Source organism: Paenibacillus xanthanilyticus, from assembly GCF_042682185.1.
Classification (GTDB): Bacteria; Bacillota; Bacilli; order Paenibacillales; family Paenibacillaceae; genus Paenibacillus_Z; species Paenibacillus_Z xanthanilyticus.
Map to the genome: position 1 here is coordinate 1,310,996 of NZ_JBHUHA010000002.1, position 26,358 is coordinate 1,337,353.

24 protein-coding genes are annotated in these 26,358 nt (G+C 58.8%); 8 read left to right on the forward strand and 16 right to left on the reverse strand.

All coding sequences use genetic code 11. From position 1 onward, the window contains the following. Positions 1 to 190: 190 nt before the first annotated feature. The 5 genes from ACFSKT_RS22905 to ACFSKT_RS22925 form a co-directional block, all read right to left on the reverse strand. Positions 191 to 1,078 carry an ROK family protein gene (locus tag ACFSKT_RS22905; RefSeq protein ID WP_377717669.1) on the reverse strand — a complete coding sequence of 296 codons (888 nt, stop codon included), beginning with the start codon at positions 1,076 to 1,078 and terminating at the stop codon, positions 191 to 193. Positions 1,079 to 1,101: 23 nt separating this feature from the next. After that, positions 1,102 to 2,586, reverse strand: a complete 1,485-nt coding sequence (locus ACFSKT_RS22910) for a glycoside hydrolase family 32 protein (RefSeq protein WP_377717670.1) — start codon at positions 2,584 to 2,586, stop codon at positions 1,102 to 1,104. 89 nt (positions 2,587 to 2,675) lie between these two features. After that, positions 2,676 to 4,292: an ABC transporter substrate-binding protein gene (locus ACFSKT_RS22915; protein WP_377717671.1), complete on the reverse strand. Its 1,617-nt coding sequence runs from the start codon at positions 4,290 to 4,292 to the stop codon at positions 2,676 to 2,678. A gap of 57 nt (positions 4,293 to 4,349) precedes the next feature. Beyond that, complete coding sequence (locus ACFSKT_RS22920; protein ID WP_377717672.1) at positions 4,350 to 5,231, reverse strand: carbohydrate ABC transporter permease; 882 nt, start codon at positions 5,229 to 5,231, stop codon at positions 4,350 to 4,352. A gap of 18 nt (positions 5,232 to 5,249) precedes the next feature. Then, complete coding sequence (locus tag ACFSKT_RS22925; protein WP_377717673.1) at positions 5,250 to 6,209, reverse strand: ABC transporter permease; 960 nt, start codon at positions 6,207 to 6,209, stop codon at positions 5,250 to 5,252. A 436-nt stretch (positions 6,210 to 6,645) separates the two neighbouring features. Here ACFSKT_RS22925 and ACFSKT_RS22930 point away from each other — a divergent pair, with 436 nt between their 5' ends. Beyond that, positions 6,646 to 7,683 carry a LacI family DNA-binding transcriptional regulator gene (locus ACFSKT_RS22930; RefSeq protein ID WP_377717674.1) on the forward strand — a complete coding sequence of 346 codons (1,038 nt, stop codon included), beginning with the start codon at positions 6,646 to 6,648 and terminating at the stop codon, positions 7,681 to 7,683. 96 nt (positions 7,684 to 7,779) lie between these two features. Here the strand turns inward: ACFSKT_RS22930 and ACFSKT_RS22935 are convergent, their stop codons facing one another. After that, entirely contained in the window at positions 7,780 to 8,628 is an 849-nt protein-coding gene (locus ACFSKT_RS22935; RefSeq protein WP_377717675.1) for a CPBP family glutamic-type intramembrane protease, read from the reverse strand. Continuing rightward, positions 8,625 to 9,179, reverse strand: coding sequence for a helix-turn-helix transcriptional regulator (locus ACFSKT_RS22940; protein ID WP_377717676.1), 555 nt, complete (start codon positions 9,177 to 9,179; stop codon positions 8,625 to 8,627). The genes ACFSKT_RS22935 and ACFSKT_RS22940 overlap by 4 nt, the downstream gene beginning before the upstream one ends. A 196-nt stretch (positions 9,180 to 9,375) precedes the next feature. Here ACFSKT_RS22940 and ACFSKT_RS22945 point away from each other — a divergent pair, with 196 nt between their 5' ends. From ACFSKT_RS22945 to ACFSKT_RS22965, 5 genes are all read left to right on the forward strand, one after another. Next, complete coding sequence (locus ACFSKT_RS22945; RefSeq protein WP_377717677.1) at positions 9,376 to 9,759, forward strand: nuclear transport factor 2 family protein; 384 nt, start codon at positions 9,376 to 9,378, stop codon at positions 9,757 to 9,759. Between the two features lie 37 nt (positions 9,760 to 9,796). After that, positions 9,797 to 11,023 (forward strand): sensor histidine kinase, encoded by a 1,227-nt coding sequence (locus ACFSKT_RS22950; protein ID WP_377717678.1) that lies wholly within the window; start codon positions 9,797 to 9,799, stop codon positions 11,021 to 11,023. Then, positions 11,020 to 11,688 carry a response regulator gene (locus tag ACFSKT_RS22955; RefSeq protein ID WP_377717679.1) on the forward strand — a complete coding sequence of 223 codons (669 nt, stop codon included), beginning with the start codon at positions 11,020 to 11,022 and terminating at the stop codon, positions 11,686 to 11,688. The genes ACFSKT_RS22950 and ACFSKT_RS22955 overlap by 4 nt, the downstream gene beginning before the upstream one ends. A 165-nt stretch (positions 11,689 to 11,853) precedes the next feature. After that, positions 11,854 to 12,276, forward strand: a complete 423-nt coding sequence (locus tag ACFSKT_RS22960; RefSeq protein ID WP_377717680.1) for a DoxX family protein — start codon at positions 11,854 to 11,856, stop codon at positions 12,274 to 12,276. Positions 12,277 to 12,423: 147 nt separating this feature from the next. Then, entirely contained in the window at positions 12,424 to 12,750 is a 327-nt protein-coding gene (locus ACFSKT_RS22965; RefSeq protein ID WP_377776354.1) for a LysE family translocator, read from the forward strand. 331 nt (positions 12,751 to 13,081) lie between these two features. Here the strand turns inward: ACFSKT_RS22965 and ACFSKT_RS22970 are convergent, their stop codons facing one another. The 3 genes from ACFSKT_RS22970 to ACFSKT_RS22980 all read right to left on the reverse strand — a co-directional run bounded on the left by ACFSKT_RS22970 (position 13,082) and on the right by ACFSKT_RS22980 (position 16,791). Next, the gene (locus tag ACFSKT_RS22970; RefSeq protein WP_377717682.1) at positions 13,082 to 15,400 is read right to left on the reverse strand and encodes a putative bifunctional diguanylate cyclase/phosphodiesterase; all 2,319 of its coding nucleotides are present in this window, start codon (positions 15,398 to 15,400) and stop codon (positions 13,082 to 13,084) included. A gap of 299 nt (positions 15,401 to 15,699) precedes the next feature. Beyond that, positions 15,700 to 16,125, reverse strand: a complete 426-nt coding sequence (locus ACFSKT_RS22975; protein WP_377717683.1) for a hypothetical protein — start codon at positions 16,123 to 16,125, stop codon at positions 15,700 to 15,702. A 138-nt stretch (positions 16,126 to 16,263) separates the two neighbouring features. Further along, positions 16,264 to 16,791, reverse strand: coding sequence for a TlpA family protein disulfide reductase (locus ACFSKT_RS22980; RefSeq protein ID WP_377717684.1), 528 nt, complete (start codon positions 16,789 to 16,791; stop codon positions 16,264 to 16,266). A gap of 260 nt (positions 16,792 to 17,051) precedes the next feature. On the opposite strand from ACFSKT_RS22980, the gene ACFSKT_RS22985 reads away from it, so the two are divergent. Then, a complete protein-coding gene (locus tag ACFSKT_RS22985) occupies positions 17,052 to 17,492 on the forward strand; it encodes a VOC family protein (RefSeq protein WP_377717685.1) in 441 nt (146 codons plus the stop codon). Between the two features lie 151 nt (positions 17,493 to 17,643). Here the strand turns inward: ACFSKT_RS22985 and ACFSKT_RS22990 are convergent, their stop codons facing one another. After that, positions 17,644 to 17,841 (reverse strand): hypothetical protein, encoded by a 198-nt coding sequence (locus ACFSKT_RS22990; protein WP_377717686.1) that lies wholly within the window; start codon positions 17,839 to 17,841, stop codon positions 17,644 to 17,646. Between the two features lie 175 nt (positions 17,842 to 18,016). On the opposite strand from ACFSKT_RS22990, the gene ACFSKT_RS22995 reads away from it, so the two are divergent. Beyond that, positions 18,017 to 18,934, forward strand: coding sequence for an alpha/beta hydrolase (locus ACFSKT_RS22995; protein WP_377717687.1), 918 nt, complete (start codon positions 18,017 to 18,019; stop codon positions 18,932 to 18,934). On the opposite strand, the gene ACFSKT_RS23000 is transcribed toward ACFSKT_RS22995, so the two are convergent. From ACFSKT_RS23000 to ACFSKT_RS23020, 5 genes are all read right to left on the reverse strand, one after another. Further along, positions 18,931 to 19,344 carry a winged helix-turn-helix transcriptional regulator gene (locus ACFSKT_RS23000; protein ID WP_377717688.1) on the reverse strand — a complete coding sequence of 138 codons (414 nt, stop codon included), beginning with the start codon at positions 19,342 to 19,344 and terminating at the stop codon, positions 18,931 to 18,933. The genes ACFSKT_RS22995 and ACFSKT_RS23000 overlap by 4 nt on opposite strands. 137 nt (positions 19,345 to 19,481) lie before the next feature. Beyond that, positions 19,482 to 21,116, reverse strand: a complete 1,635-nt coding sequence (locus ACFSKT_RS23005) for a beta-galactosidase (RefSeq protein WP_377717689.1) — start codon at positions 21,114 to 21,116, stop codon at positions 19,482 to 19,484. A gap of 20 nt (positions 21,117 to 21,136) precedes the next feature. Beyond that, positions 21,137 to 22,723, reverse strand: coding sequence for a response regulator (locus ACFSKT_RS23010; RefSeq protein ID WP_377717690.1), 1,587 nt, complete (start codon positions 22,721 to 22,723; stop codon positions 21,137 to 21,139). Continuing rightward, a complete protein-coding gene (locus ACFSKT_RS23015; RefSeq protein WP_377717691.1) occupies positions 22,716 to 24,533 on the reverse strand; it encodes a sensor histidine kinase in 1,818 nt (605 codons plus the stop codon). The genes ACFSKT_RS23010 and ACFSKT_RS23015 overlap by 8 nt, the downstream gene beginning before the upstream one ends. Positions 24,534 to 24,626: 93 nt before the next feature. Further along, complete coding sequence (locus tag ACFSKT_RS23020; RefSeq protein ID WP_377717692.1) at positions 24,627 to 26,357, reverse strand: extracellular solute-binding protein; 1,731 nt, start codon at positions 26,355 to 26,357, stop codon at positions 24,627 to 24,629. Position 26,358 lies beyond the last annotated feature (1 nt).

The following is a 26,358-nucleotide window of genomic DNA, read 5'->3' on the forward strand; positions in this document are numbered from 1 at the left end:
TCTTTGGTAGAGAGGCGAGCTGCGTCCCGGAAAAGCGGATTGGTTTGCGTTCACAATCCGAGGATTGTGCATGCAGCATTCAGCAAAGAACCGGCCGCCGCCCGTGACAGGGGGCGGCCGGGTTGCTGCCATGTGGAGACCTGGTCGTCGTGATGCGAAGCGAAGTACGGTTAGAGAGCGGCGCCGCTCTCTAAGCCGTCGCCTCGCGCAGCGCCGAGAGCCCCAGCGCTACCGCGCCGCACAGGCCGGCCTGCTGGCCGAGCCCCGGCGGCACGATGTAGCCGTCGATATCGTCAAGAATCTCGCGTGCGCTCACGTAGCCGTTCAAATTGCGCTTCACCTCGGCGCGAATGAGCGGGAACAGCTGGGCTTGCTGCATAACGCCGCCGCCGAGAATAACCTTCTCCGGCGAGTTAAGCAGCACGGCGCTTGCGATCGACTGCCCGAGATAGTATGCTTCGATCGTCCAGGCGGGGTGATCCGCCGGCAGCTCGTGTCCCTTCACGCCCCAGCGCGCCTCGATCGCGGGACCTGCCGCCATGCCCTCGAGGCAATCGCCGTGGTACGGACACCGGCCGGCGTAGCCATCGTCCGGGTGCCGTCTCGGCAGCGTATGTCCGCCCTCGGGATGAACCAGGCCGTGCACAAGACGGCCTTCCGCATAGACGCCGATGCCGATGCCCGTGCCGACCGTGTAATACAGGCAGCTGCTCAAGCCGCGGGCCGCGCCCCACATCGCTTCGCCGAGCGCGGCCGCATTCACGTCCGTGTCCCAGCCGCACGGCACGCCGAATTCGCGGCGCAGCGCGCCGAGCAGGTCGACATTCGACCAGCCCGGCTTCGGCGTCGTGGTGACATACCCATAGGTCGGACTCTCGGGCCGAAGATCGATCGGCCCGAAGGAGCCGACGCCGATCGCGTCGACGCCTTTCCCCTTGAAATAAGCGATCGCCTGACCGATCGTCTGCTCGGGTCCTTCCGTCGGAAAGCTGATGCGGTCCTCGATTTCGCCCCGCTCGCTGCCGATCCCGCAGACGAACTTCGTGCCGCCCGCTTCGATTGCGCCAATTCGCTTCATATCGCCGATGCCTCCCTTCGCGCTCAGACCGAGCCGCCTGCGGGCTGCCGGATCGCATAGATCGCCAAGGAAGCGAGCACGAGCCCTTCATCGCCCGCTACGGATAGACCGGCGGCATCGGCGTTCGGATAGATCAGATCCGTGAGGACCGCCTGCCCGTCGTTCGCGAATACTTCGACGGACGCGCGATCCACGAGAATCGTCAGATCATGCGACGGGCCCGCATCACGGCCGGCTTCCAGCTTTGCCGCATGCCGTCCGCCGAACTGCTCATGGAACCCGCTCAAGCCGGAATTTGACCGGTCTACATACGCTTCGCCAAGCGAAGCATCCACGCCGACGATCGTCTCTTCGCCGCCGCCCGCTCTCACCCGGAACGCGTAGGAGGAGCCTGGCGCCGCCTCTGCCCGCAGCTCATAGCTCTCGAGCGCAAGTCCCGCGAGCGCCTGCTGCGCTTCGGCAATCGTCGCATCCTTCAGCGTCACGAGCGGTACGCGCGCGGCCGCAAGCTCTTGAACCGGCTGCTGCGCCAATGCGGTGCTGCCGTCGGCAAGCGTGCGAAGGCTAAGCTCCCTCGGCACCGTCATCGCGCCGCGGAACCCTTCGGTCGGCGTCAGGTTAGCGTATTTCCAGTTGCTCATCCAGCCGATGAACAGCCGTCTGCCATCCTCGGCCGGCACGTCGGACCAGCTGACGCCCGCGTAGTTATCCCGGCCGTAATCCAGCCAGCGCACCGTCCGCGAATGCGCATCCGGCACGAACGTCTCGCCGTCGAATTCGCCGGTGAAGTATTGCGTGCGCGAGCCTTCCGGATAGTCCGGGCTGTCGCCGATACTCACGAGCATCACCCACTTTTGCCGCGAGGCGTCGCCGTCCACGGGCAGCGGGAATAAATCCGGGCATTCCCACACCCCGCCGTGGAAGCCGATGCCTTCGCCGAATTCGCTCGCGAACGTCCACGATTTGAGATCCGGCGAATGATACAGGCATACCGTTTGACCGCAGGCGACGATCATGACCCAACGCTCCTTCTCCGCGTCCCAGAACACCTTCGGATCGCGGAAATCCACGAAGGACGGGTGCGCAAGCACCGGATTGCCCGCGTATTTGCTCCACGTACGCCCCGCGTCCTTGCTGTAGGCGAGGCTCTGCGTCTGCAAGGCGGCTTGGCCTTCCCGCTCCAGATGATGCGTGAAGATGGCGACCAGCCCCGGCTCGCCGCCGAAGAAGCCGGTCGTATCGTGCCAATCGACTACCGCGCTGCCCGAGAAAATCATCCCCAGCTCATCCGGCGCGAGCGCGATCGGAAGCTCTTCCCACGCGACCAAATCCTTGCTGACCGCGTGACCCCAATGCATCGGCCCCCATTTCATCCCGCTTGGGTGATGCTGGTAGAACAGATGGTACTCGCCTTGGAAGAACACCATCCCGTTCGGATCGTTCATCCATTTCTCGCGCGGCGAGAAATGATATACGCTTCTGTAATCATGCTGGATCATTGTAGACATGCATGCCTCTCTCCTTTGCTCTCCTCTATATGCGCCCCCGGCAGCCGGTGCCGCCGAAGGCGTTCTCTTCCTCGTTACCTCAGCGGCCGTTACTTCTGCGTCGCCCGGTCGTAGCCGGCCTGTTTGATCTCCAGCCATTTCGGCAGACCCAGACGGTCCAGCTCCTTCAGATAGTCGTCCCACTCCTCGTCGATCTTGCCGTTCTGGTACCACTCGGTGCGCATGCGCAGGACGTAGGCGAACAGGTCCGTCTCGATCGTCGTCAGGGCATCCAGCTCGTCGATCGAATTGAACACGCTCGGCATGACATTGTCCGCTTTCATGTGCGGCACCATGACTTCCTTGACGATGCGCAGTCTTTCCTTCGCGTCGTCCGGCACGGTCGTGTACTTGCCGTAGTAGCTGTCGAGGATCGCCAGCGGTCCGGCCACGCTCGTCTTCTCCCGCAGCTCGACCGGCGCGGTGCCGTTCAGCGGCAGATGCTTGAGGGAATTGCTTGCTTCGTCGAATTCGAAAATGTTCTGCTGCGTCTCGTCGCCGTACGTGCCCCAGTTGTTCTGCACGGATTGGATCGGATCGTACATTTGATCCATCCACTTGGCCGTCGCCTCCAGGTTCTGGTTGGCGCTCGTCACGACCGTGCGGCCGCGATGGAAGCCGAGGCCATTCGTGCGGGTGACATTGATCTCGCCGCTCGGGCCGGCGACCGGCGGCATGACGTCGTAGCTGTCGTTGGCGCCGGTAATGTTGCTCTTATCCCAGGAGAAATATAGGCCGTATTTCTGATCCTTGCCCTTGGCCAAGTACGTGCTCCAATCCTGCGTGTACGCCTCCACGTCGATCAGACCTTCCTTATACAGCTCGTGGATGTACTTGACCGCGTTCTTGTAGTCTTCCTCGGCCGGCGTGAAGACGACCTTGCCGTCGTTCGTGACGACCGCATGGTCCGGGTTCTCGCCCAGACCGAACGACGCGAACAGGAAGACGAGATCCTCGGCGCCCGGCTTGTTGATGAAGGAGAGCGGAATTTCGTCCGCCTGGCCGTTGCCGTTCGGGTCCTGCGTCTTGAAGGCGATGAGCGCCTGCTTCAGCTCCTCCGTCGTCTTGGGCATGTCGAGACCGAGCTTCTTCAGCCACTCGACGTTGATCCACGGCACCGCGTCAACCGACTGGATGCGCTCTTTGCCGCTGCCCAGCTCCTCGATCCACGGGAAGGCATAGATGTTGCCGTCCGGCGCCGTCATCATCGATTTGTATTCGGGCGCTTCTTCCAATACTTTCTTCAAGTTCGGCATGTGCGTCTCGATTAATTCGTTCAGCGGGATGATCGCGCCGTCCTTGGCCAGCTTGAGCAGCTCGTAGTCGCCGTAGCCGGCGTCGAAGATCGCGTCGGGCAGATCGCCGCTCGCCATCGCGAGGTTGCGCTTCTCGGCGAACACGTCGCGGGTGAAGTTTTTCCAGTTCACATGGACATTCGTCTTCTCCTCGAGCCGTTTGAAAATAAGCTTCTCGTTCGGATCGGTTGGCGCGAGCGGCGAGCTCTGCGTCATGATGTTCAGCGTCACCTTCCCGCCGCTTGCGTCCTGCTTCGGACTTGCCGCTCCGTCGCTGCCCCCGTTGCTGCAGGCGGACAACAAGAGCGCGGAGACGAGCACAGTGGCGGATACGGTCTTCAATGCGGCTTGCGGTTGTCTGATCTTGTTCATCGATAATGACCTCCCATTTATATCGCTATGGATGATGCCTTTATGTGCAGCCGGCCCCTATTTGAGCGAACCGACCATGACACCTTTCTCGAAGTACTTCTGGAAGAACGGGTACATGATAAGCAGCGGCAGGCTGGAAATGACGATCGCCGCGTATTTGATCATCTCGGACAGCCGCTTCATCTCCGCCATCGCCAGCTGGTCGCCGATCATGCCGGGGTCAACCTGGTTCTGGATGAGGATGGAGCGCAGCACGAGCTGCAGCGGATGCAGGCTGGCATTGTCCAGATAGATCATCGCGTCGAAATACGAATTCCACTGGCCGACGAACGCGTACAGCGCCAGCACGAAGATAATCGGCTTCGACAGCGGCAGCACGATGCTAGCGAATACCTTCCACTCGGAAGCCCCGTCCACGTAAGCCGCTTCCTTCAGCTCGAAGGGCACCCCGCGGAAGAACGTCCGGGCCAAAATGATGTTCCACACGTTCACCGCGCCGGGAATGACGACGGCCCAGATCGTGTCGATCATGCCCAGCTTCTTCACCAGCAGGTAGGTCGGGATTAGCCCCCCGCCGAAGAACAGCGTGATCAGGAAGAGCGTCATGAAGATCTTGCGGCCCTTCAGCCGATCGTCGGCCATCGCATAGCCGGCGCACACCGAGAGGAACACGGTCGTCAGCGAGAACAGGACCGAGTACAGCACGGCGTTGCCGAAGCCGCGCACCATCGCCGGGTTTGTAATAATTTTCTCGTAGCCGTCCAGCGTCCAGTCCGACACCTTGAACGACAGACCGCGGCTGAGCAGCGTCGAGGGGTCCATGAACGATGCGACGACGATGTACAGGAGCGGCAGCACGACGATGAGGACGGCTAGCGTCAGCAGAATGCCGTTCAAGACGAGCAGGAACCGGTCCAGTCCGGATGGTTTGACGTACATGGGCGTTTGCTCCTTTCGTTAGTAAAGTCCTTCGCCCTCGTTCAGCTTCTTCACGACGAGGTTCACCGTGAGGAGCAGCAGAACGTTGATGACGGAATTGAACAGCCCCACGGCCGCGGAATACGAGTAGTCCCCCGCTTGCAGGCCGATCTTGTACACGTAAGTCGGGATGATCTCGGAGGTAGGCAGGTTCATCGCCGTCTGCATCAAGTAAGCCTTTTCAAATCCGATCGACATGATGCCGCCGGCCGCCAGAATGAACACGATGGCCATGATCGGGCGAATCGTCGGCAGATCGATATGGCGAATGCGCTGCAGCAGATTGGCCCCGTCGAGGCTGGCCGCGTTGTGCAGCTCCGGATCGACGTTCGCGAGCGCCGCCACGTAGATGATCGATGCCCATCCGGCCCCGGTCCAAATGTCGGAGAGAATGTAGATCCACCGGAAATACTCGGCCTTCAGCATGAACATGACCGGCTCCCCCGTCGCCCAGACGATGAGCTGATTGACCGGCCCCGTCGGCGAGAGGAAGATGAACAGCATCCCGACGATGACGACGACGGAGATGAAGTTCGGCGCGTACAGGAACAGCTGAATGTTCTTCTTCACCGCCGCCCTGCGCACCTGATTGAGCATGAGCGCCAGCAGGATCGGCACCGGGAAGCCGAGCAGAAGGCCGAAGGCGCTGAGCTTCAGCGTGTTGAGCAGGATGAGTTCGAAATTGGGCGAAGACAGGAATTTGTCAAAATGCTTAAAGCCGACCCATTCGCTGCCCATGATGCCCTTGATCGGACTGAAATCCTTGAACGCGATGACCGCGCCGTACATCGGACCGTATTTGAAGATGAGCGTCAGGATGAGCGCGGGAGCTAGCAGCACGTAGAGCACGTAATGCTTCTTGAGATAATCGAGTCCGCCCAGCCTTGCGGTCCCTTCCGCGCTCTTCTTTCCTTCCAGTGCTTGAAGTGAATGTTGCATATTTAGTCGGTGTCCCTCCCCAAAAGTTTACATTTGCCAATCGTAAGGGCTTTCAAATGTGATATTCCAAGTTGTTCCCCTGCTGAATCCACTATCAATTTAGCATCACCCTGTGCAAACGTCAATAGATTTTGTAAAATTATACGTATTCATTTGACAAGTCGTTTATGTCATTTACTAGGTTAAAAATTTTACATTTGCACACTAATATTCTGTTTATCTGTGCAACTTGGAAGCAAATCATTTAATCAAGCCCTCTTCGAGCCTCAATTCCATCTTGCGCGCACATCAAAAAGGTAGATATTCCCTGTATGTTGTAAAGACCATTGCCAAATCGGCAAGTTAAATTGTGCATTTGTAAAAATGTCGTTGCTATTATTCACAAACTGGTATACATTTGTAGGAGAAACGGCATAGAGAAACATGAGGTGAACCGATGGCGAAGGAACGCGTGACGATACAAGACATCGCCGATGCGCTGGGCATCTCGCGAAACACCGCCTCCAAGGCGCTGAACGGAAGCGGCGGCATTCCGGACGAGACGCGCAGCAAAGTCGTCAAGAAGGCGATCGAATTGAAATATAAACAGTTCGCTTATATGGAAAGCGACAGCCTGCTGCCTCGCACGCCGGGCAATATCGCGTTATTAACGGCGAACCTGCCTAACACCTCCCACTTCGGCTCCGCGCTGATCAGCGGGCTGGAGAAGCGGATTAGCGCCGAGGGCTATAATTTGTCCATTCATATCATCCGGGACATCGAGCTTCGCAGCCTGTCCTTGCCGAACAATTTCGATGCGTCGAACGTGGACGGCATCATCTGCATCGAGCTGTTCGATCTGGCTTACAGCCGGGTGATCACGGAGCTCGGCATTCCGACGCTGTTCATCGACTGCGGCGCTGGCGTCAGCTATCCCGACTTCGAAGCCGACGTGCTGCTGATGGAGAATGAACATAGCACCTACAGTCTCGTCAAGAAGCTGATCGACGGCGGGTACGGCAGCTTCGGCTTCGTCGGCGATTACAACCATTGCCGCAGCTTCCGCGAACGGTGGGTCGGCTTCAACCGCGCCTTGACGGATGCCGGCATCGGCTTGAACGCCGGCCAATGCATCACGGGCGAGGACCGGTACTACGGACAGCCGGGTTGGCTGGACGAGCAGCTCGCCGGGATGGCCGAGCTTCCGGCCGCGTTCGTGTGCGCGAACGATTATCTCGCCGTCAATCTCATGAAGGCGCTGAAGAACCGCGGCGTGCGCCTTCCCGGCGATGTCGCCGTGTGCGGCTTCGACAACAGCCAGGAGTCCGACATCATCGAGCCGCCGCTCACGACCGTCCACATTTACCGCGGCGAGATGGGCATTAAAGGCGCCGAGATGCTGCTCTCGCGGATCCAGGATCCCGAGCAGCCGTTCCAGGTGTCGCATATTTACACGAAGCCGGTGATCCGCGCGTCGACGCCGAATATCGGATGATCGACGCGATGGCCGCAGCGCTTGCAAGAAGCAACAAGAAGACCCTGCCGACAGTCTGTTGGCAGGGTCTTCTTGTTATTGTTGAGCGTTACCTAGTCATGCCGATGATCGAACCGACGGGTCTGCCCCGTCAATGACGGGCTTCCCTCGTCTCCGTCTATACATCCATATCCCGCACAGCCCCGTCAGCGCGATCGCGAGCATCCCTTCCGGACTCGGCATCGCGACATAAGCGAACGCCTCATCCACGAGAATGAATCGCTTCAAAATCAGCGTATCGATGAACGCGTTGCCCATCGTGTGCATCAAGACGGCCGGCCATACGCTTCGGGTCAGCAGCAGCAGCTCGCCGTAGAGGATGGACATCGCGATGACGCCGAGCATCATGCGAGGCATGTACGTGAGCATGCTTTCCGCGGTATCCACGAATAGAAACAAATATGGAAAATGCCATGCTCCCCATATGATCCCGACCACGATATGGACGAGAAATCGGTTGTATCCGAGCGAGAACAATCTCGGCGCCAGATAGCCCCGCCATGCGAATTCCTCGAACACGTTCTTCACCAAGCTCGGCAGGAGCGCGATGCCGAATGCCGCCAAGTAAGAGGACGACGATGAAGGCGCCTCCGTCCACCCGCTTCCAAGTCCGATGCCGACGATGACCGTGGCCAGCAGCGGGAAGAACAGCATACTGAACAGATAGGCCAACCCGTTCCCTTTGAGTCGGGGCTTCAGTCCGAAATCCCGCCACCCGTCGCCCGCCCAAGCGCGCAGGATGATCATGCACAGCAGCGGGGACACGAGCCAAATCAGCTGCCCCAAGCTTCCGTTCTCGTCCCTGCCGGCCTGCACATCCACCAGCCTTCCCATCCATCCGCAGCTTAGCGCAACGATCGAGAAAATGACCGCGTTCCGCACCGACTTGCCCTCCCGTGTCTTCAAGGCTCCAGCTCCTCTTCGATTCGATTGAGGTACTTTCCGTACCACTCCTTCAAGAAGGCGTAATACGCCGAACCGAATTCCAGCGTATCCAGCCGGCTCTTCACCTTCGGATCGTTCAGCAGCTCCTTGTTCTGGCTCAGATGCGCTTGATTCCGCTGCCGCAGCATGCTCAGCATCGCTTCGACCTGCTCGATTTCGCGCACATATGCTTCCACGAGCTCGCGTTTGCGGGCACCTTCCACATAGTTGAAGAAGAACATCTTCACCAGCGCGGGATCTCTCGGTTTCTCGAGCGCGATCGGCTCGCCGGCCCAGCGCAGAAATGCCTGCTCCCCTTCCGCCGTAATCGAATACGTCATTTTGATCCGAGCCCCCCGCCGCTCCTCCGTCACCCGGACGTGCCCGTGCTGGATAAGCTTCTTGAGCGCCGGTTGGATGCTGCCTTGGCTGGAATTATAGAAGAACCCGGTGCTCGATTCCATGCTCTTCTTCAGATCGTAGGAGGACTTATCGCCATCGAGCAATAAGCCCAGAATGATTTTGTCCTGCAAGCTGCATGCCTCCGTCATCTCATATTTCTTATAGATATGTCGTCTAGAACTATTGGTTGCAACCAGAATACCATCTCCGCGCGAACTTGTAAACAACTGGAACAATCCGCACCAAAATGTGGTATCGTACTCGTGAGGCGGAAACAAGCCGGAGTGCGGGAAACGCCGTAAATTGGAGATAAGAAGGGGTGCGCGCATGATCCAAGACAACGTTAAAGCAATCATTGAACGCTATCTCGAGGCTTATAATGCGTTCGATCTTGCTAGTATGATTGACCTGCTGCATGAGGAGATTGTATTCCGCAACGTCGTGAACGGGGAACCGAACATGGAGACGAAAGGCATCCCCGCCTTTCGCGAGCTGGCCGAGCAATCGGCGGCGTTATTCGCCAGCCGTAATCAGCAAGCGCTCCAGTATCGCCATACCCCGGACGGCATCGAGGTCGACATCGATTACACGGCCTTCTTGGCGGCGGATTTGCCGAATGGCTTGAAGGCCGGGGAGCAGCTGAAGCTCAACGGCAAATCCGTATTCGACATCCGCGGCGGCCAAATCGTCCGGATCGAAGATTACAGTTAAGACTGACGACTTGCACGGAAGTAAGGTGAATTCGCGTATGATCCAACCGGTTGAACAAGCACAGAAAGTCCCCCTGGCATGGAAGCTCGCATTCGGTTTGAAGCTGGCGTTCGATTTTGCGTTATCCGGCGCTTTTTATTTCGAACAATCGATGGCGCTCTTCTGGAAACTTAGCCTTGTCGTTCTGCTGCTCCTGCTGTTCCTGGGCATGAATGGGTTCTATCTTCGCGGGAAGAACCGCCGCCGCTGGCTCCTTCACGTCCTCCTCCTTGATTTCCTGGTGTCCGCCGCATGCGGCTATGGATATATGAGCGGAGATTTCCCGAATCATCTCTTCCTCGGCATCACCGCGCTCGCGATTCTCCTGTTCGTCCCAAGCACGCGAATGCTCGTATCGGCCTGCGTCCTGCTGCTTATCGTCTACTTGGTCACGATGGGGAGCATCGATTGGTATGTGTACGGCCAACTCCATACCGCCAGCTACGTTGTTTCTTGTTCGTTTATTCTGTTCGCCGGCATCGTGAGCGCCATCATCCAACACTACCAACGCGCCCGCGACGAGGCGAAGCAGCTGTACGCCCAGTTAATGCATTCTCATGAGCAGCTGCGGGAATATGCGCGCCAGACGGAGGAATGGGCGGCTACCCGGGAGCGCGTGCGCATCGCGCGGGATATTCACGATACGGTCGGCCATAAATTAACGTCTCTATTGGTTCAAATGCAGCTGGCCCGCAAGCTGGACGAGCGGGATCCCGTGCGGAGTCGGCAAATCTACCGGGAATGCGAAGACTTAATCAAGTCGTCCCTGCAGGAAGTGCGGCTGTCGGTAAGAGCGATCCGGGACGAACCGGCGGGGAACGACTCCCTGCCGGACAGCCTCGGCAAGCTGTGCGCGGAGTTCGCCAAGTTCACCGGCGTGCAGACCGATTTCGAAGTCCAGGGGACCCCCGTCGCGCTGCCCCGCAATCTTCAGTTGACGGCCTATCGCATCGTGCAGGAAGCCCTTACGAACGCGCAGAAGCACGGCGGCGCCACACACGCGCGGGTGACGTTGGCCTATTCGGCCCATGATTTCTCGCTCCGTATCCGCAATGACGGCGCGATCCCCGACGAGCTGACGCCGGGGTTCGGTCTGGTCGGCTTGCAGGAAAGAACGAAGGAGTGGCACGGCGAGATGCGGTTTGACTTTGATCGGAACAATGGCTTTGCCGTGGAAGGCGTATTTCCGTATGCCGCGGCGGAAAGGGAGCGTGCCGCGCAATGAAAATTTTGATCGTGGACGACCAGCGGCTCATGCGAGAAGGCTTGGCCGCCCTCGTCGGTCTTGAAGCGGACATGGACGTGGTCGGGACGGCCGTAGACGGACGAGATGCCTACGCCAAAGCATTGGAGATGCGGCCGGACGTCGTGCTGATGGATATCCGGATGCCGGGCATGGACGGCATTGAAGGGAGCCGGCTGATTTTCAAGCATGTGCCGGACACCAAGATCCTCATCCTGACGACCTTCGATGACGCGGAGTTGATCCTGCGGGTATTGGAGGAAGGCGTTCATGGCTATTTGCTGAAAGATATGCCGTCCGAGGCGATCGTCAGCGCGATTCGGACCGTGCATAACGGGGGCACGGTGCTGCAATCCGACATCACGGCTCTGCTGCTGCAGGAAGTGAAGAAGATGACGGAAAGACATGCGTCTCCCCCTCTCCTCCGCGCCGACGATGACGCCGCCGTGGAAACACTGACCGAACGCGAGAAAGAAATCCTCGCCTTATTAGGCCGGGGATGGAATAACAAAGAAATCGCGAGTCACCTCGTCATCACGGAAGGCACCGCGAAAAACCACGTCTCGAACCTGATCGCCAAGCTTGGCTTGCGCGACCGGACGCAGGCCGCGCTCTTCGCGGTTCGTACGCTAACCACCTTCCAATGAGGGCATGACTTTCGGCATAGCGCATGCGATTTGTCATGCTTCGACGATCGCATGTTCGGCCTTTTGCTTCCCGCATGCATGACTTTTCGCAGCTTTCCCGTATCCTCATCTCCGTTAGAATGGCAGTATGCCACAACCAAACAAGGATACGGGGGAGATGTTCACATGAAATCGATCAAAATCACGTATTGGATTATCACGGCGTGCACGCTCATTGGATTCGCCATCAGCGCCTTCAACGAGCTGACGCATTCGCCCAAGACGTTCACGGGAACGACCGAGCTGCTTGGCTATCCGGCCTACTTCCTGACGCTTCTAGGCGTCGCCAAAGTCATCGGCATTATCGTGCTGCTCGTTCCGAAATATTACAGGCTCAAGGAATGGGCCTACGCCGGGCTGACGATCGATTGCATCTCCGCCTTCTGGTCCCAAATGGCGGTCGGCAATCCGATGGGCGGCATCCAACCCGTCGCGGTGCTCCTGTTCGTCCTGCTGTCCTATTACCTGATGCGAAAAATGGAAAGCGGCGCGGTCCGAAACCATGGGGGCGGGTTTGCGGCGGTCAATGCGGAACAACGCGTCGTCTGAGCAATGGCGTGCGACAGATTGGGAAAGATTACAAAGCTGCAAGTAAGTGGAGCAGGATGGCGGTCGGCAGCGAGGATCTGCAATAATATACTATAGCGTCTTTCCTCCCGGATGTAGGATATGAGAAGAACCAAAAGGGGTTTTCTCATGGACACCGCATCCTTTTTTATTTACTGCACGATTGCGACATTTACGCCCGGGCCAACCAATATCGTCCTCTTATCCACCGTGCATCATCGCGGGGCGAGAACGGCCATGCGCTACGCCTACGGGGCCACGATGGGCTTCGGCGTCTTGCTCGGCCTCTCCGCGCTGCTGAATGCGATCCTCGCCGCCTACATCCCGGCCATCCTTACGGTGATGCGGTTCATTGGCAGCGGCTATATGCTTTATTTGGCGTATCGATTATGCAAAATGAGTGCCGCTTCATCGGTGACCCGCCTCCCCCTTCGCCGAGGGGAACCAAAGGACTGAGTTTATGCTTCCGAAGTCGTTTTCCTCCGGAAAACGTTTACCTCTGGACACCCTTTTTCGTGCTGACACGTTTGTTCGCGGTTGGCGGGAGGTTCGCAGTTGGCACGCTGTTGTCCTTGCGGACAAAGCTCCATGCGCATCGCCTCCTCCTTTCCCCTCCGCCGAGTTGTTCGCGGTGGGCGGGTGGTCCGGAGCGGGGCACGCTGTTGTCCTTACGGACAAAGCTCCATGCGTTTGGGTGTGTCCTTCGTATACATTTCATGGAAAACAGCCGCCGGATTACTCCGGCGGCTGTTCCTGTTGTACTTCTCTATGATACTCCCCTGCGCGGTTACGCGATGACCGTGAGCCGTCCGCCTCCGGCGAAACGGGCGAACTCCTCGGCCGGCAGCGGCTTCGAGAAGTAGAAGCCTTGAATCCAGTCGCAGCCTTGCAGTCGCAAATGGTCGTACTGCTCCTTCGTCTCGACGCCCTCCGCGATGACCTTCAGCTTCATGCTGGCCGCCATCGCCAAGATCGCATTCACGATGGTGCGCTGCTCATGGTCGTCCGAGAGGTCGCGGATGAACTCGCGCGCGATTTTGAGCGAATCGACCTGATACAGCTTCAGCACGCCGAGCGACGAGTAACCGGTGCCGAAATCGTCCATCGAAATTTGAAGTCCGCGCTGCTTGAGCGTCTTGAGCTTGGGGATCGCGTCTTCACCCTCCTGGATGGCCAAGCTCTCGGTAATCTCGAGCACGACGCGGGAAGCATCGATGCCCGTCTCCTCGATGATGGCGACGAACCGCTCGACGAAGTCCGCTTCTTGGATTTGGTGCGGCGAGACGTTCACGGACAGCAGGATATCGTGCATGCCTTGCGCCCGCCATTCGACGTATTGCTCGCATGCGCGCCGGAAGATCCACTCGCCGACCGGGATGATCAGACCGGTCTCTTCCGCCAGCGGGATGAACTGCGCCGGCGAGACCATCGGCTGACCTTCCGGCTGCCAGCGTACCAGCACCTCGGCTCCGACGAGCGCCTGCGTCTGCGCGCAGATCTGCGGCTGGTAATGAAGCAGCAGCTCGTTCTTCTCCAACGCTTGGCGAAGCATCTGCTCCATGCGCGTCTTCTTGGCGGTCTTCTCCGCCATCTCGGGCTGATAGAAGCAGTATTGGCTGAGCCCCCGGCTCTTCGCCTTGATAAGCGCCATATGCGCGCTTCGCAGCAGCTGGGAGGATGAGCCGCCGTCGTACGGGGCCCGCGCGATTCCGATGCTGGCGGTGATGCGCAGCTCCAGGCTTCCCAGCCGGAACGGCTCCGAAAGGACGCCGATGCAGGCTTCGGCAACCGCTGCGATCCCTTCGTTCGATACTCCGCCGCGAACCAGAACGGAGAATTCGTCTCCGCCTTGTCTGGCGATCAGGAGCGAATCCTTATTCACCAAGCTTTGCAAGCGGGCTGCGGTTTCCCGGATGACGTCATCGCCGATAGGCAGACCGTACGTATCGTTGACGTATTTGAACCGGTTCAAATCGATCAGCAGAACCGCGAACGGCCGCTCGTCTTCATACCCCTCCGTCAGCTTCTTGTCAAAAAAGTTTCGATTGGGCAGCCCGGACAGCGCATCGTAATGCGCCAAGAATTCCGTCTCCGCCAGCATGTGCTCCTTCTGCCGGATTAACGCTTCATTTTCGAAAATGACCATGATTTGGCGGATGACGGTCAGCACGGCGATGAACGAGCCGACGACGACCATCTCCTGCATCTCGTGAAGCTGCTCGCGCTTGAAGAGCAGCACCATGACCAGCCCGAAAATACTGACATACGGCAGGAGCACCAACAGCCATTTGTTCGCCGCGATTCCTTCGGCGCGTGCGCCCGGCTTGGCCGCGTCCGCGGCCTGATTTTCGCTCGCATAGAGCGCCGACACCCCGATGAACAACAGCGCGGCGTTGTACAAGGCGTTAACCGGGCTGCTTGCCGAATAAATCTCTTGGCTGACGATCATGATCAGGTAATAGCAGTCCGCCGCCCAGAAGCATCCCAAGCCGATGCCCAGCATCGCGAGCGTGCCCGCCGGGAACCGGACGCGCTGCGAATACAGGACGAGCAGCAGGAAACAGATCATGACGAAATCCGCCACCGGATAGAAGGCGCTTACGATAATGACCGACCACGGCTGGCCGGCCAGCAGCGTCTGGATGTGGGGCTCCAGCACGAACTCCCACACGATCGTCCCGAGCAGCAGGATCATGATGGTGCAGTCCAGCAAAAAACGCATTCCCTTCGCGTACGTCCATTCTTTGAGCAGCAAATAGCAGAACGCGATGATGTACAATAACCCTTGAATATTCCATAAATAGTCGATCGGATTGGGACTGGAAGGTACGCCGCCCGCCAAATGATAGAGGAGTCTGACCAGCCATGCCGCGGCATAGATCACCGTCCCGATGCCGAGCAGCCGCCAAAACACGCGCCGATGCGGAACTTCGGACCGTCCGCCCCGCAGCAGCATCAAGCTGGCGATGGCTGGCACCGCAATATTAATCGCGAAATGCAGCAGCGAGCCTTCGGGCAGCCCATACAGCAGGAGCAGCTGAATCAGCATGAAGGCAAGGCTCGCAGACAGCCACCCGCGAGGGTTCTGAGTTAGAGATGCTAGCATATGAAGTTCCTCCTCTCTTGTTAGCCTGGATCTTGCTGTCATTCGGAAGCTGTCATGTTCTGAGCATTATGATGGGGAATCTAGCGAGCGAGTGAGTTTAATTCTATTTTACTATGACCAAAGACCTATTAGGAAGACCTATTTTGCGCGGCTTGGCGAGGGGAAACATCTACCAACGATCCCCAAAGAGGCCGTCCCGGCAGCTCGGACGCACAGCCAGCGGGGCAATTCGAATGTTTTTTAACGCAAAAAGCCGACCCTCGATGGGGCCGGCAATCCTCACGTGGCAAGTGCGGGAGTCAGTATACCTCTTTCAGCATGCGCAAGAAGCCAATCATCGCTTTCTCGTTCGATTCGTCCTGCCATGATTTCAGCTTCGCTTCATTCCCGCCGTAATGCCATTCGATCGCTTGCCTCAAGTGCGTTTGATAGTCGGACTTGCCTATCGCCTCTTCCTTCATATCCCGTATCTGCTTGAGCCATTTGGGCGTGATTTGGCCGAATGCGTGCTGCGGGTGCAGCTCCGCTAGCGCTATCGCAGAATCGAAGCCATCCGTCAGCAGCAGCTCGGCCGCGAGCAGGTTGCCGACGAAGCGATGGCTGTCGTCTGCCTGAACAGAGGCGAGGAGCAATTTTCGAGCCTCGGCATATTTACCCTGCGCCAACAGGCCGCCGGCATAGATCACATCTTCAAAGGAATGATCCTTCTCCGGATTTCGCGCCACGTACGAAGCGTAACGTCGGGAGGGCCGATTCGAGCAACGCCAGAATCGTCAAAAGACCCCGATGACTGCGGATCATCGGGGTCTCGCTGTCGACATGTTATCCCTTTCCTTGGCCAAGCGGAGCGATCCGAAGTCTCGTTAACGCAGCAAGGGGGCTAATTGAAGGAACTCCTCCATGTCACGCTTATCGATTGAGCCGATCCGAGACGAGGCGACCTCCCCCTTCGCATCCATGAAAAACAAAGCCGGAAATCCGGTCTTGCCCAGCTTCTCGTAGAGGCTGCCGTCCTCGTCGAGCAAGACGGGGTACGTGATATCATGCTTCGCTAAATAAGCCGCCAGATCTTCCTCCGTATCCCGAGGATAGAGATTAATGCCGATGACATGAATCTGGTCCTCGTACTTCTTCTGCAACTCAACTAATTTCGGCGCATCCTCGTTGCAATACGGGCACCACGACGTGAATACCTGCAGCACGGTCGGCATCTCGGCAAAATCAACGGTTCGCGGAAGCTTCGTCGCGAAGTCGGTTAACGTCAACGTGGTGGCCACAGCTGCGGTTGGTTCGTTCTCTTCGCCGGCCAAATTCGCAACCAGCACATACACGATGACTGCGAACGCCGCGACGAAGACTAATCCCGTGGTCCATTTCGTCCATTTACGCATGTATCGCCCCTCCGCCCATCGTCAAATCCATCTTTGTAAATTCTAACAAATTCGCCACGGAATTTCACTTTACAATGCACGACCGGCCGCACTCATGATTCAGGGACCGGAATGACCCATTCCGCTGAAGATGACGATGGGAACACCGTCTTGCGGAAGATTCAGGAAGTGCGCAATCCAGAAGAAACCTCGCCGCTCGCTCTGAGGCATAATGAACACATGAACCTCAACCAAATGATTCCAAAAGGAGCTGTTTTATAATGTCGATCAAGTTGAACCCGTATTTGAATTTTGACGGCAACACGAAGGAAGCGGTCTATTTCTACGAGAAAGCGCTCGGCGGCAAGGTGATGGGCATGATGCTGTTCGGCGACATGCCGGAGAACCCGGATTATCCGTTGACGGACGACATGAAGGATCGGGTCATGCACGCGCACCTGAAGGTCGGCGAATTCGATCTCATGTTCTCCGATACGTTCCCGGGCATGCCGTTCCAAGCCGGCGGCGAAACAGTGCAAATCGCGGTTCATCCAGAAGACGAAACGCAAGCGAGAGCCATCTTCGCCGCCCTGGAAGACGGCGGGCAAGTCGTCATGCCGCTGCAGCAGACGGAGTGGAGCCCGCTCTACGGCATCGTGAAGGACAAATTCGGCGTCACGTTCCAAGTGAACACGCCGGCCGAGGAGCCTTGTGTAGAGTAGGAACTAAAAGCAAACAGCGGCAAACCAAGACTGCTCTCGGAGTCCTGGCTTGCCGCTGTTTGCTTTTGATAGGGGACTGAGCGTGCAAAGGCGCGAAAAGCTTGGCTGCCGGAGACCGCGGCCGGGCTTATTTCCCAGGCTGGATACGCGCTCAATGCTGCTCTTGCGCGGTCTCTTCTTTCTTGGCCGCGATCCGATCCAACCCGGCTAGGATAACGGACATCGCGTAGAGGATCAGCGCGACGAAATAGCCGCCGATCAGCCATAGGAAGAACCCTTTGTCGATATAAACATTGCCGTTGCTTTGTTCGAATCCTTGATTGAGCGCCCCGATTACCCCGATGATCATAATGAGGATGGCATGCCATTTGAGGAAGACGCCGAGCTTGCGAGAATGTTCGATGATTGCCCCCTCCTTTCCCGAAGGCCACTTTAAAGTGCCTTCTTCTCACATGCGGACGATTGCAGTATCGTGAAGTTAACGGATCCGGACCGAATTCTCCCGATGAAAGAAGGTCGTTAACGTGAATGAAACACTGCCAGAGCAAACAAGGAAATTCCTGGACCACATGTCGGGCTTGCCGGCGCTGCACCGGATGACCCCCGACGAAATTCGCAAGGTCATCATTGCGAACGCCATCTCCGATCGCATCGAGCTGGCCGATACGGAAGATGCCGAGCTGCAAGGGCCGCACGGCCCGCTCCCCGTGCGCATCTACCGCCCGACGGCCGGGAAGAAGCTGCCGGTCATCGTGTTCTATCACGGCGGCGGCTTCGTGTTCAATCGAATGAAGGATTACGACCCGATGTGCGGCAAGCTGGCGCACGCGACGGGACACGCGGTCGTGTCCGTGGATTACCGGCTTGCGCCGGAGCACAAGTTCCCGGTTCAAATCGACGAGGCGCTCTATGCCGCGCAATGGGTGTCCGAGAATGCCGATTCGCTCGGCTTCGATGCCGGCCGGGTAGCCGTGGCCGGCGAGAGCGTCGGCGGGAACCTCGCCGCGATCGTGGCGCAGCAGGCGGCCAAGCGCGGCACGCCGCGGATCGCCCGGCAAATTCTGCTCTGCCCCGTGACGGACTGGTCCGGCGATTACGCATCCAAGGCAACCTACGGCGCCGGGTATTTCCTGGAGACCGCGCTGCTCGACTACTGCGCCGGGCACTATTTTGGTAACGACGCCGATCGCGCCAATCCGCTCGCTTCTCCCCTGCTCGGCGATGCAGCTGGTTTGCCTCCCGCCTTGGTCGTGACCGCCGAGCTCGACCCGCTGCGCGACGAAGGCGAGCTATACGCCCGCAAGCTGGCCGAGAGCGGCGTTCGCGTCAGCTGGAAACGATACCCCGGCATGATCCACTTGTTCTACGCGCTGACGGACGTCTTCGACGACGGGCACGACGTCTATGCGTTCATCGCCCGCGAGCTCGACACGCCGGATTAATCCGAATCCGGTTCGGGCGCGACCGCGGACGCCGGTTGGTGGTCGTACACCCGCCTCGCTTGCAGAACCGAATCGTAATGGGCCTCCGTCCATCGGTGCAGGATTCGCATCGGTTCGATCAGCGTGAGTCCCAGCGGCGTCAGCGTGTAATCCACGGTCGGCGGCACGGTCGGATAGACGGTGCGCCGCACCAAGCCGTCCCGCTCCAACTGGCGCAGCGTCTGGGTGAGCATCTTCTTCGCCACGCCTTCGATCCGATTCTTCAGCTCGCTGTATCGCTTGCTCCCCGTCTCCAGCTCGTAGAAGACGAGGACGGTCCACTTGCTGGAGACGACCTCCAGCGCCCGTCGGTAGTGGCAGGGCGACTCCGGCCCGTAGCCCGGGTAGCCCGGGTGCAGCTCATCGCTCATCGCACGCAACCTCCGTTCGTTGTGACATAGCTTCCGTTACCTAATTATATGGCAGAATCGAAATGGAACAATACGGTAAATAAATAGGGGAGGCTGTCCAGGCATTCATGGACATTCTCCCCTTCTCCGATGATACGTTAACCGATCGCTTGATCCGCCATCAGCGCCGATGCAACGGCAGCTCGCCACTCCGCCGCCGACGCGTCCCGCGCGATCATCCAAGCGCTGCCGCTGCCATATTCGCCTGCTGCATATATGCCGCCCGCCGGCCGCTCCGCTATGGCATCGGGAACGAAGTTCGGCTGCTGCCAGCCGAGCAAGGCGGCGTACAACCGAGGCACTTGGGTCAAAAAGACGTTATCCCGATTCTTCCGGAACAAATCGGTCGTGACGATTAACCGACCTCCGCCGTGGACGAATGCAAGCAGACGGTCTTCCAGCTCCTCGTCATGCAGAACATGGAGCGGGACGATGATCAGCTTGTAATCTACGATCTGGCTGGCGTTATAAAGCAAGTCGACGGACAGGCCGCCCTCATAGAGCGAACGATAGACCGTGTCGACCAGATAGTCCGGATAAGGAACCCGATCCGATACGGCAATGCGGTAGCTCCACGAGCTCTCGAAATGATAATACAGTCCGATCGGCGACGGCTCCGCGACAGCCGGCTCGATATAGTCGGCATGCGCCTGCGCATAGTCCCGTACGGCGCCGTAATTGGCCGACGGTTCGCCGGTTATCGTCAGCAGTTCGGGCGCGCCGCTGCCCTGCTCCTGTCCCCAAGGGAACGGCTTCGTTTTGAACAGGAAGAACCGGCTGCAACCCCGATCCCGGACCAGCTCCATCTCGCTCAACAAACGCCGCGAGCCCGTTCCGTACTCCATCATCCAGAACGGCCGCCGCAGCACGCCTCGACAGGCATCGCCGTAGAACGCGATCTCGTGCGGCTTGTCGCTATAGATATCCATGCCGACGACGTCCAGCTCTTCGAACAGTACCGGCCAGCTGACGCTGTCGCCATAGCGGAACATGAAGGCATTCGTCGTAATCGGCCGGTCGCCGGTATAAGGGCGCAGCGCGCTCGCCTGCGCGGCCGCGAACCGCGTGATGGCAAGCGACGAGAACTTGGCGAACGCCAGCTCCAGACTCGGATGATGCCACATCGTGACGTCGGCATCGATCGGCGCGGGCAGCGGAATCTGGTCCCACCGCTCGTACCGCTGCGACCAGAATACGGTCCCCCATCGGCGGTTCAGCTCCTCGACCGTGCCGTACTCGTCCGCCAGGTACGCGTGGAACGCGTCGCGCGCGCAGGCGCCGAAGTCGTATTTGGTCTCCCCGCCGAACTCGTTGTCGAGCTGCCAGGCGACGACCGCCGGATGATGGCCGTACCGCTTCCCCATCTCCGCGACGATCCGCATGGCATACCGCAAGTAGTTCGCGGAGTGATACGACCGGTGCTGTCTCGCGCCGAAGCCGACCGTACGTCCGCTTCGGTTCACGGGCAGCACGTCCGGATGCCGCTCGACCAGCCAGACGGGCGGGCAGGCGGTCGGCGTGCAGAGCACGACGTCCAATCCGTGCGCGGCGGCGGTCTCGATGGCCTCGTCCAGCCAGCTCCAATCGAATTGACCGTCCTGCGGCTCAAGTACCGTCCAGGCGAATTCCGCGATGCGGATTTGCCGGATCCCCGCCGCGCTCAGCTTCTTGTAATCGATCGGCCATTGGGCCGGTTCCTCGTGTTCCGGATAATAGGCTGCGCCCAGAATCATCGTTCATCTCCCTTTCGCGGTCAGCGCCCGCGATATTCGCTCGCGCTGATGCCCGCATAAGCTTTGAACCGCTTGTAAAACCAATCCAGCTCGCCGTATCCGACGGCCTCCGCGATTTCGTACACCTTCATGTCGCTATGGAGCAGCAGCTCTTTCGCCTTCTCCATCCGCAGCTGCATGACGTAGTCGTTGAAGGCCATGCCGGTTCCGGACTTGAACAGCTTCCCGAGATATTTCGGATTCATGTAGATTTGCTGGGCGACGCTTCGCAAGCTGACGCTGCCCCCGAATTGTTCCTGGACGAGCCGCTTCACCTCTTCGACGATTCTGTTCGGCCTTAGCTCTCTGCCCCGCCGCAGCAGCGCCACGATGTCTTCGCATTTGCGCGCCGACACCAGCAGCAGCTCATCCATCGTCTTGCTTCTCATCACGGACTCGTAATCTTCATGCCCCTGATCGAACAGCTCCGCCTGACTCGTCCCGCTCTCCCGCACGATGCGGTAAAGCTGCACGAACAGCTCCAGCGCCGCCTGCTTCGCTTGGTTGGACGGCACGTCCGCGGCGCGAAAACGCTGCCAAAGCGCGTCAAGCTGCGCCCGAACCTCCTCGGTCCTGCCGCTGCGCACAGCATCCAGCAGACCGTCTTCCGCCCCTCGATACAGCCGCAAGGCCGACTCGCTGCCCGGCTGCCGGTCCCTTCCCTCCAGAACGGTGCCGCAGCCGGTCAGAAACTTGCGGTCGAGCGCATCCTCCGCCGCGGAGAAGGACGCCGCTGCTTGCCGGAACCCGTCCACGATCGGACCGATGCCGATCGTGACCGTCTCCTTGACATAAGCCGCCACCGAGCGGGACAGCTGCCCGGCAAGCTCCCGGACCGCGGGGTCCGTCAGGTCGGCGGCATCGCCCGCGCAGACGATGCCGTAACGGTCTTCCGCCTCCTCGAAGACGAAACCAAATCCCGCCGTCACTTCCTCGCATATATTGCGGACCGCATACCGCTTGAGCTCGATATCCCGCTCCGACGGCGCAACCGTTCCGGCCGCTTCGAATCCGCCGAAGACGAAGTCCAGCTCGACGGCCAAGCAGCAGAATCGCTCAGCCTCCCCCTCCATCTCGAGCAGCGCCAGCTGGTCGTCGAATTCCTTGCGGGTCAGTCCCCCGTGGGCCAGCTTCCGGATAAACTGCTCGCGGATGGCCGACATGCCCAGCCGGTGCCGCCGCTTGAACAGCCGATTCTCCGCGATGTCCGCGGCCGTTCGCCGCAGCACCTCGATCAGATCATCCTCGTCGAGCGGCTTCAGCAAGTACTCCTTGACGCCGTATTTCATCCCCTGCCGGGCGTATTCGAAATCGTCGTAGCCGCTCAGGATCACGACGTACGCGTCCGTGAACTCCCTTATCCGCGCGATGAGCGCAAGGCCGTCCATCGTCGGCATCCGGATATCGGTCAGCACCAGGGCAAAGTGGCGGTCCTTGAGCAGCTCCAGCGCCCGCAGCCCGTTCTCCGCTTCGGCCCCAACCGTGAACCCGTATGACTCCCAATCGATCAAGTAGCGAAGCGACTGCCTTGCGACCGGCTCGTCGTCCACGATCAACACCTCATGCATCCCGTTCGCCTCCTTCGTGATCCAGCGGGATCGTCATCGTAATTTCCGTCCGCAGACCGATTTCGCTTTCGATCGTTAATCCATAGCCGTCGCCGTACATCTGCCGCAGCCTGCGATGCACGTTGCGCAGGCCGATATGCTTGTCGCTAGCCAGACCGTCCGTTTCCTCGAGCCATCCGCGAATTTCGGCGAGCCGCTCGGCTTGAATGCCAAGTCCGTCGTCGCCGACGGTCAAGAGCAGCTTCCCGCCCTCGACTTCCCCTTTGATCCAAATCGTCGACCGCTCCGGATGGAGCTCCACGCCGTGCGTAACCGCGTTCTCGACCAGTGGCTGAATGCAGAGTTTCGGCACGCGGATGGCTTGAAGCCCGGCATCGATCGCAATCTCGTACGCGAATTTGTCGCCGAACCGATATTGTTGAATCTGCAAATAAATATCGATGAATTCGAGTTCTTCCGCGAGCGTAATCGTCGGGCCTCCCCGCTTCAGCATCATCCGGAACGACTTGGCAAGGAGGCCGACGACCTTGGCGTTCTCCCGATCGCCGGCGATGAGCAGCTTGCCCCGGATCATATTGAGCACGTTGAACAAAAAGTGGGGATTGATCTGCGTCTGGAGCGCGTACAGCTCGACTTCTTTCGTGCGGAGCTCGTTCTCCTTGCGGTTCAGCTCGGATTGATACACTTCGCCGATCAGCTCGCGCAGCCGGCGCACCATGAAGTTGAACATTTCGCCCAGCTGGGCAACCTCGTCTCGGCCCCGCACCTCCACGAAGCTCTCGAAATTATCCTTGTGCAGCCGCTTCATCCGGTAAGCGAGCTCCGTCAGCCGTCTCGTCAGTCCGACGGAGATGAGCGAGATCAGCAGCGCCGACGCCGCGAAAGCAATGACGAACAGCACGATCGCCAGCGTCCGGAGCTGCTCGATCTTCGGCATGAGTTCCGTCACCGGGACGAACGCGACGACCTTCATCCCTTTGACCGCATTCCGCGAAGTCAACGTCTTGAACAGGATGCGATACGTGTCCTTGCCGTCCTCGTACGCGAAATCCCCGCTCTCCTCCGCCAGAATTCGCGAGAGACCCGGAACCGGAGCCGCGGCCGGGACCGCAGCCGAAGGCACGTCGTGAAGCGCCGCCGGATACGCCGACTCGGGAAGCGCGGTGTCGACCAGCATCGTCCCGTCCGGATAGAGAAAAAGGAAGCGCTTACTTTTGCTCTCTTCGCTGACCAGGTCGCGCAGTACCTTGAGCTTGATCTCCACGGAGACGACCCGCTCGGATGCGGGATTGAAGTTGTTCATTCGCTTGCGGAAGCTGAATAGCGGCTCCTTGTCGACCGGATTCGGATACGGCGCCGTCCAATGGCCCCCGATTCGGCTGCTTAACGTCGCCTTATACCACTCGCTGGCCGCAATCTCGTCGTCGATCAGGAAGACGTTCGAAAAAACGAACATCGGATTCGTCGTATACTGGTACAAGTGATAAATGTCCTTCGTCGTCTGCACGGCCGATACGAAGGGCTGATAATAATTGAAGTACTCCCGGTAGGCGTCTCGCAGATCGTCGTACTTCGCCTCCACGGCCGCGTCCAGCGCCGAGTTCAGGAACAGCGTGTTGGCGATCTCCTCATAGGATTGCAGCTTGTTGTCCAGATTGGAGCCGACCTGCGACAGCGACAGCAGGTTGTTCTCCATAATCGTCTCGTACGCCATGTCCGTGCTTCGTTTGAGGAACACGTAGGACAGAGAGCCCAGGAGGAACAGCACGATGAACAGGTTGGCCGCGATCAGCTTCGTGCGAATTTTCATGGTGAAGCCCCTCCCCCGCTATCGTTAATATCGCTCCCTACCTCTATTCGCCCAAAAGGGCGAACCTCCTTGAGACAAGGAGGTTCGGTCCCGCTATTGGCCCAGCGATTTCTCGTATTTCTCGATAAATGCTTTCCATAGCTCGGTATAGGCGGCATTCGCCTTCTCGACGCCGGCTTTGTTCATGTCCTCGATGTAGCCGTTCCATGCCGATTCGAACTGCGCCTCGTTCTTCGACATGATGATATCCGGGATGCTTTTCCGCCAGGTGTCGTCCATCTTTTGCTCCTCGACCTTCGTCGATTCCGGCGGCGACAGCTGCCACAGGAAGCCCGGCACATACTCGACCGGCGGCAGGAAATCCGCCCACACCTCTTTGCCGTAAGCCTTCAGCACTTCTTTCGTTGCCTCGTCGTAGCCTTGCTTCACGACTTCTTTGGTGAGCGGCGTCGCATAGTCGCCGTCTTCCAGCTTCGCGCCATGACCGACGCCGAACCAATAGAAGTCGCCGGTGCCCACGCTCTTGAAGCCCCGTTTGTAGTCATAATCCGGGTCTGCCTTTCCTTTCTCGAGCCGCTCCGGATTCATGACGCGCTTGCCGTTCTCAATTAGGAAATCTTCGCCTTCGATCCCCCACTGCGTCAGCACCTGAGCCTCGTCGGAGAACAGGTAGTCGATGAACTGAATGATCCGCTCCGGGTTTTTCGCTTTGCTGGAGATCGTCCACTGGAAATTGCCGCCGCTCGTCGGCGTAATGGCATTGGAGCGATCGACCGTAGCCGCATCGAAGTAAATCGGAATGTGCGCGTAAGCGCGCTGCGTTTGCCCGGCGGCTCTCAGCGCCTTCTCGGCTTCATCTACCAGCCAGCCCGGCGCATACGCGGCCAATACGCGGCCTTGCGCCACCTTCGCCTGGAACCCTTTGTCGTCGAGCGAGAACGCTTCCTTGTCCAGCAGTCCTTCGTTATACAGCTTGTTCAAGTATTTGTAGTAGGTCTTCGTATCTTCGGAGACCGGGTTATAGCGGACGCTGCCGCCTTCATCGATCGTGTAATTGCCGTGATCCGCCAATCCCTTCGCCCAGATGACCGGGTTGTTGAAGGCGATTTTCATCGTCCAGCCGTTCATGTACGCCCCGTAGCCGATCGTATCTTTGCCGTCGATTTGCGGATGCTTGTCTTTGTAGGCTTTGATGACGTTATACAATTGATCGAACGTCTTGACTTCCGGATAGCCCGCTTCCTTCAGCACGTCATATTGCACGATAAAGGAGCCCTTGGTGTCGGCCGGCGCTTCCTGGGCCATTTTGACCGAGTAGAGCGAGTAAATATCACCGTTCTCGTCTTTGAGCAGGTTGAAGTACTTGCCGAATTTCTTCTTGATGTTCGGTCCATATTGGTCGATCAAGTCGTTGAGCGGGATAATCGCGCCGGCTTCCTTGTAGCGCAGCGTATATTTCGCGTCCAGCACGACGATGTCCGGGTAATCGTTGCTCGCCAGCCACAGATCCCACCGCTGGAATTGGTCGCCGACGGTCAAGTCGTATTTGAGCGTAACGCCGGTTTTCTCCGTAATCTTGGCATTGATCGGCGTATCCCAGATGAGCTTGTCGTCCGCGGTATTGATGGAATAGGTGACCGGCGCAAGATCCGGCTTGGCCGGCTCCGCGCTTCCGTTATTCCCTTTCTCCGCTTCATTGTTCGTCTTCGCGGGCGTTTCCGCCGCTCCGTTGTTGTTGCCGCCGCTGCAGCCGGCGATCCACGTCGACATCATCACGACGGCGAGTCCTGCCGCGAGCCCCGTTCTCTTCTTCACTGCTTTCATG